At 55.5% G+C, this 6,000-nt stretch carries 8 protein-coding genes and 4 pseudogenes; 6 read left to right on the top strand and 6 right to left on the bottom strand.

All coding sequences use genetic code 11. The features are described 5' to 3' along the window. Positions 1-71 precede the first annotated feature (71 nt). Both AC07O1_RS28410 and AC07O1_RS28405 read left to right on the top strand, forming a co-directional pair. Positions 72-272 (top strand): annotated as a pseudogene (locus tag AC07O1_RS28410) (LexA family protein); the annotation flags it as partial. 34 nt (positions 273-306) lie between these two features. Further along, positions 307-534 (top strand): hypothetical protein, encoded by a 228-nt coding sequence (locus AC07O1_RS28405; RefSeq protein ID WP_494993270.1) that lies wholly within the window; start codon positions 307-309, stop codon positions 532-534. A gap of 816 nt (positions 535-1,350) precedes the next feature. On the opposite strand, the gene AC07O1_RS28400 is transcribed toward AC07O1_RS28405, so the two are convergent. Continuing rightward, positions 1,351-1,785, bottom strand: a complete 435-nt coding sequence (locus tag AC07O1_RS28400; RefSeq protein ID WP_494993271.1) for an anti-virulence regulator CigR family protein — start codon at positions 1,783-1,785, stop codon at positions 1,351-1,353. A gap of 117 nt (positions 1,786-1,902) precedes the next feature. Here AC07O1_RS28400 and AC07O1_RS28395 point away from each other — a divergent pair, with 117 nt between their 5' ends. The 3 genes and pseudogenes from AC07O1_RS28395 to AC07O1_RS28385 form a co-directional block, all read left to right on the top strand. Beyond that, the gene (locus AC07O1_RS28395; protein WP_495090933.1) at positions 1,903-2,310 is read left to right on the top strand and encodes a hypothetical protein; all 408 of its coding nucleotides are present in this window, start codon (positions 1,903-1,905) and stop codon (positions 2,308-2,310) included. Positions 2,311-2,757: 447 nt separating this feature from the next. Then, complete coding sequence (locus AC07O1_RS28390; RefSeq protein WP_495090932.1) at positions 2,758-3,087, top strand: hypothetical protein; 330 nt, start codon at positions 2,758-2,760, stop codon at positions 3,085-3,087. Between the two features lie 29 nt (positions 3,088-3,116). Then, positions 3,117-3,290: pseudogene (locus tag AC07O1_RS28385) on the top strand (type II toxin-antitoxin system RelE/ParE family toxin); the annotation flags it as partial. A 211-nt stretch (positions 3,291-3,501) separates the two neighbouring features. On the opposite strand, the gene AC07O1_RS28380 reads toward AC07O1_RS28385, so the two are convergent. The 5 genes and pseudogenes from AC07O1_RS28380 to AC07O1_RS28360 form a co-directional block, all read right to left on the bottom strand. Continuing rightward, entirely contained in the window at positions 3,502-4,266 is a 765-nt protein-coding gene (locus tag AC07O1_RS28380) for a C40 family peptidase (RefSeq protein WP_495090931.1), read from the bottom strand. Between the two features lie 3 nt (positions 4,267-4,269). Beyond that, positions 4,270-4,428, bottom strand: a pseudogene (locus AC07O1_RS28375) (phage minor tail protein L); the annotation flags it as partial. A 62-nt stretch (positions 4,429-4,490) separates the two neighbouring features. Then, positions 4,491-4,619: a hypothetical protein gene (locus tag AC07O1_RS28370; RefSeq protein ID WP_494993374.1), complete on the bottom strand. Its 129-nt coding sequence runs from the start codon at positions 4,617-4,619 to the stop codon at positions 4,491-4,493. A gap of 45 nt (positions 4,620-4,664) precedes the next feature. After that, entirely contained in the window at positions 4,665-4,859 is a 195-nt protein-coding gene (locus AC07O1_RS28365; protein WP_494993275.1) for a hypothetical protein, read from the bottom strand. A 34-nt stretch (positions 4,860-4,893) separates the two neighbouring features. After that, positions 4,894-4,977, bottom strand: a pseudogene (locus tag AC07O1_RS28360) (DnaT-like ssDNA-binding protein); the annotation flags it as partial. Between AC07O1_RS28360 and AC07O1_RS28355 the strand changes: the two are divergent. Then, positions 4,962-5,360 (top strand): phiTE_072 family protein, encoded by a 399-nt coding sequence (locus AC07O1_RS28355; protein ID WP_495090935.1) that lies wholly within the window; start codon positions 4,962-4,964, stop codon positions 5,358-5,360. The pseudogene AC07O1_RS28360 and the gene AC07O1_RS28355 overlap by 16 nt on opposite strands. The last annotated feature ends 640 nt before the right edge of the window (positions 5,361-6,000 follow it).

Raw genomic sequence — 6,000 nt, 5'->3', positions numbered from 1 at the left:
ACTCGTCACAGCGCCTTGGCTCTGGGCCGCCGGCATCCGAATTTGAGCTAACGAACTAGCCACACAGGCCACTAGACACCGAAGCTGACGCACAATCCGGGAAGCCCGTGGTCGCGAAACTGGCTGACAGCGACCAGGCCACGTTCAAGAAACTGGTTGATGACGGCGGTCGGCGCTGCTTGAAGCCGCTCAATCACGTCTACCCTATTGAGATGTGTGCGGAAAATTGCCGGATCGTCGGCGTTGTCGTCAGGGCGCTGCAGAAACTCTAGCCATCTGGCGCGACGGGATTTGCAGGAGGTCACCATGTCACTCAACAAACCCAACCAAGAGTTGCACCGCGACTTGAAAGCCGCCGCGTTCGCCCTCGAAGAAGCCGCCCTGGAAATGTTCAGGTTGGCAAAACAACGGGGGGATACAGAGCTTCTGGAGGCAATGGAGACGATCGAAAAGCTGCATGAGCGAGCTAATCGGCTGACTGCTTACGCTGATGAGGTGAAGGCGGGAGCTATCAGCCGCGCCAAGCCTGAGTAGGTGGCGCAGCGGGGATTTGTAGGTATATAAGGGCTTCCATTCCGACTTACACAATCAAAGATCAAGGATCGGCAGATGTTTACAGTGCTTGGTAGCGACTGATGAGTGGACGGAGAACAGTGATTGTCACTTGGGCAACCTGCCTGGAAGCGCCGAAGGCTCTTTAGTGCTGATTGATCACGGCAGGCTATTCAGGCATCCTTCATGGGATCCAAGCAAGCTGACCACAAGCCCGCTGGAGTTGCGTAACTGTAGGCGGCTCGATATTCCGATGCATGGCACACATATTTCATGTGTTTCACACCGTGTGACGGCGTAGGATTGTTTGAAGGGGCACACGCGCCAAAGCGCTGGTCAGGAGATGCTGAAAATGAAGTTAAGCTGCGTCAAAGTTTTCTTGATGGCCGCAACATTGCTTTTGAGTGCATGCTCAGGAACGACACCACGCTCTTGCTTTTCAGATGCTTGCAAGCTCGGAGGCAGTAACACCCAGCTAAATATCGGTGGTGGCGCCTCGCTGGGTAATAGCTACAACGAATACGGATCTACGCTCTTGCACGATTAAAGGGACGCTACAAAACCTGAGCATCTTGAAGGTTGAGCCCTATCAAGCGACCTCCTGAGGCAATTACGGAGCGCATTGCGCAACTGTCTCTCACCGCATCCCGGCCCAGCGCCGGGCTTTTCGGATCTGACCTGTCATGCCTTCGTCACATCCACCAAGCACAATGCGGTCAGCCAAAAGGATTTGGCCCATCTACAAAGAGCCCGGCCCGATGCCGGGCTTTTTCGTTCTGGCGCCTCGCCGCCGGAAATTCAGTCCAATACGTTATGCAGGACCTCGTAAATTAGTCCGGTCGCGATGGTCACCAAAATCAGGTCCGTACCGACTTGCTGCCATTCGTAACCATCGTAATGCGGCAGCCTGCCCTGTATCCGGCCGTCCAGTTTCCTGGCGATTCCCGGTGGTAGCGGCTTTCCTCGAGCAAGCTTCTTTTGAATGCCTGGCGGTAGCGCTGGACCAGGCGACCAATAGTCACGACTGTCACCGATAATCACTCGAACGCCGCCCACGTCGACCTGTGGGCCGCTGTATCCGCCCCCTTGTTCGTAGTTCTGGAATTTGTTGCCTTTGTTCCCGTGATCGCCGTGCGGGTTCCCCTTCCCATTGCCAGGATCTGCGTACAGAGCAGTTGAGCCACACAAAAGCGCGATACTTGTTAAAAAAGCCACAACTGAACGGGTAGTCATATCCATGATCCTCTGCGTGAATCCATGCCGTAGCGCCTTTCATCGGAGGCCTGATAACTATAAACAATGAAGTACGTCCTAGTTCATGTAAACCTACCCTGAACGATGGAAGCAATCATGCTTTTAAAGAAGACTAAACTCGTAGCTGTTATGACATGCGTGATGATGCTGGCTGCAGCGCCTTTACTCCCGATGTCCTCTGCTTATGCAAAAAGCGGTGGTGGCGGTAACGGCGGTGGACAGGGAGTAGGTCATTCTGCCGACGCTGACAGCAATGGCCGTAGCGAAGGCAAAGAAAGCGATCATGACGGGCGAGCGGTCAGGGACCACGGAGTCAATGGCCATCACTACGGGAGTGCTCGCCATGACAGCAAAGGCCATGGTTTGGCTACCTCCGGGATTGCACACTCCAAAACTACACATGGACTGACAAAGGCCACTGCGATCTCAACTACCATGCCAGAAGATCACAGTTCAAAAGGCCTGAGTAAAGCTGCTACTTCGACCACCAAACAAGATCAGTAAACCCAGCCCTTACCGTCGTGCGAGCTTTGCCATATTCTCGTGCAACGCACAAAGCCCGCCATCTGCGCAATGCCGTTCACTTAAGATAAAAAAGCGTCGAAGACGCGGCGGCCACTCCCTCGCCACACATGTCACCGGACTGAAGAATCGGCTTAAGTGAAAAGCATTGCAGCACTAGACTGAGCTTTCGGCTCTGAGCAAGGCGACAGACTGGTTAACGACCAGTGACAACCGTTCGTCCAGGCCCAGGAGCTGTAGCCCATTCCTCGTCTACACCTTTAAACATGGGATCTCTGGTCGCATTTCAATGCACCCCAAATATATACGGAGTGCCATGTATCCATTTCTTTCTATTGGGCGTTACGCCTCGAGTTCGATGGCATACGAAGCGCCATACGGAGCGGCAGTATTTCAAGCTTCGAGCCTCATTTCTCGAGGAATAGAAAAATGACTTTTAACTCAAAAAACTGGCATGCATGGCTGAACACGATGCCGCCGAAACCGGACGACTTTCATGTTGTGGGAGATGTTGAGGTTGCCAATCCGGGGGTCGAGGCCTACCTCACCATGCGATCCCCTCAAGGTACCGTCCCGCAAGCACTCATGCTGGATCTGCACCTGGTCCAGCGGCCAGGGAACTGGATTCAACAAACTAGCTGCGCACAAGGCAGATTCTCCAGAGTAATGGCTCCAAACTCGACTCCCTACACAACGGTTGAAATTTTCTACAATAGTGAGCGAATAGCCTTTATCGACAAGATTCCAACCATCTCCTGACTGATTCGCACGGGATCAGTTAGGACGTAATGCCCGTGGTACACAAGCTGAACACGGGACTCTGGGAGATCAGAATCGATCTCGGAGATACCATCGCACGCGCTCTGTTCACCGTAGTGGGCTCAGACATGGTTCTGCTCCACGGTTTCATCAAGAAAAGCCAAAAAACACCAGCGTCTGACATGGCTACTGCCAAGCTGCGGATTCCACGCGCACTTGGACAGCGATTCCACGCTGACTTGGACACTCATTCCACGGCCACTAGGACAGTGATTCCACGAGCACTTGGCCAGCGTAGAGGTTCGCCTCGTCCCTGGGCACGAAGTGGCTCGCGCATAACCCCAGTCCTTTGCCTGCAAGCCCAAGGACTGGGATTGCGCCAATTTCGGCGCGGACAGGACTCAGGATGCCGCATCATGTGGTTGGTTGCGCATCTTTGTGCCTGAGAATCAGGCGCGTCCGATCATGCCAAGGCCCGCCGAAGACGATCACTTCAGATGGCCGCCCGTACAGGTGATGCAGCAGGAAAGGACCTGGGCCGAACACCTCCGACTCTTCGCCGGGCAGCGCTGGATCGGTGCCAAGGTAGATCCCTGCATGGTTGGGGTGAGCCGTTCGGCCGACCGCCATAACGATCATGTCGCCGCGCTGTGGCTGGTCGACGCGGTAGAAGCCGGCGGCTTCATAACCGGCCTCGTGTAAGCGGGTGTTTTCGGCACTCTCCCACCAGCCATCAGTGTGCTGAAAGGCTTCAAATTCAAGGCCCCATTCACGCTTGTACCAGTCTGCGCAAACCTGCCAGCAGTCCCACGTACCGTGCACAAACGGACGCTTCAACAGCGGCATGTTGCCGGTCGGGGTGATGCTGCGCAGATCCGCCTCGGGCCAGCTCAAGATATGCCAGGGCAAGGCTGTGGCCTCGCACATGGCCAGGTCGTGCGATGACGGTCGGCTGGTGGCGTCCGGATGCGAATGAACGATGCCGATCACCTCGCCTAGATCCTCCGCCGCGGCATAGTCCTCAGGCTCAAGCTGGAACTCTTTGCTCGGCTTGGTTGCGATGTTCCGACAAGGAAAGTACTGCTGCTTTCGGCCGATCGCCAGCAAAAGGCCGCAGCACTCCTTCGGGTACTCGGTGGCCGCATGCGTCTTTATTGCGCTCAGGATGTGCTTGCGCATGAGTCAGCTCCGGGCAATCAGGGAAACGGTCGGGAAACCGCCGTGGTTGAGTTCGTTGTTCTGACCAAAACGCAACTTGCAGGACTTCAGGCCGCCCTTGCACTGATCCTTGCTCGGATCGTGCGTAGGATTATCGTCGTCATCGAACATCGCCGCGCGGGTGTCCCTCGGCGCTTCAGTTCGGGCGGGCGGCGCAGGCAGAGCAGTGATTGTCGGAACGCTCATCAGCGCCTCCCTTGAATTTCGAATATCAGCGGCGCACCGGCGGGGTTCGTGTTTCGCAGCAGAAGGGGCTGGCCGAACTCTGCGATCATCTCCAGAGCCATCACGGCCATTTCGTCGTAGAAGGCCATGGTGGCTCCAGATGTGAAAAGCCCAGCGCGATGGCTGGGCTCCGGTTATTTTCTGCTTTCCATCATCTTGTCGGCGAGAGCGTTGGCCCTTTCAACTAACAGGTTCTGCCTGTCATCGTGATTAGACCCTCCTACAACCGGTGCCGTCAGATTGCTTTCCGCAATCAACGCAGCACAAAAATACTGATCCCAAACGACTCTTTCCCCAGCCGTCCGTTTGTTCATTTGGTCGGCGTTCATTTGCGGCTCCTTTTAGTGAGGTAGCCCTGCTATTTTACGCCCGAACCGCAAACAACCCGCGTCGTAACAGATAATCAGCAAACTGCGTTGCGTTCGGCCGATATGGCGCTGCGGGTAACGAAGCTGGTCATCTCCGGCGCAAAGCGGCTCGACCCAGTGACGGTGTCCGCCGAGGACCTGGGCTCTCGATCAATCCCGCAGCCGGACAATTCGGAGTACGTGACTCGCCAAGGCAAGATCCCCCTCGAACGTTACGGCGAGTCATGGTTGGCCTACTGGGGAGGCATGGGGTCTCGCACTGTCGCCGAGTTTTTCTGCGGCTGCGATGAGCAGTATCTGGCTGGTTGCCTGGTGCGAGGCACCGAGCTGCACGCAACGCAGTTCAGCGGTCAGGCACTGCAAAAGATGGTTCGCAAGATCGTCATTGAACGCCGGCGTGGCCGGAGCCTCGATTACGACAACCTGGACAAGGACGAAGCCCGGGAACTGCAGATGTTTTGAGCAATGTCGGGAGTCTCGCAGGCTGCCCAGACAGCTTGATGTCCTCGATCTTCGGTGAAGAGTGGTGGTACGCCGCTGACCGGGCCCTAACCCACGTTATCAGTATCTGTACCGGATCATCGCCGCGGTGCAGCAGGCACTGCGCCAAATCGAAGTGAAAAACGCCTCAATAAGCGGAAATGGTTAGGGCTCTGACGCCCAGATAACGTTCGAGCTATTTATAACAGGACACCGGTCAGGGTTGATCTCACGCTCGCGATGAAGCCAGAGCTTAGTTTGCTCAACATCAAATTTTCGCTCGCTTCTCTCCTTCATTACGATGCCAGATACGCCAAAATGCCCGCACTCTGGGCAGATCAGTTCAACGCCATCCATTCCGGATTCAATCCTTCGCGCATCTTCCGAGCAGTTCAAGCACAACATGAGCCACTCCTAAGGGCCTGTCAGTTCTCACGGCCAAGTAATCTGGATGCCAACTCAATACCGCACTGTCGAGCATCACCAAATGTACTCCAGGCGCCTGACTCTAAGCCAACCCTCACGTAGCTTGCGCATTCATTGAGCCAGATGATAATGACCCTCGGCGTCGAACTGTTTGCCCCCCCCAAATGAAGTCGATCGTTGCTTTCCCCCCATTCGG

Source organism: Pseudomonas sp. GW821-FHT07G10 (genome assembly GCF_059418545.1).
The sequence above is the reverse complement of the archived record's forward strand: the minus strand, read 5'-3'. Positions and strand labels throughout refer to the sequence as shown.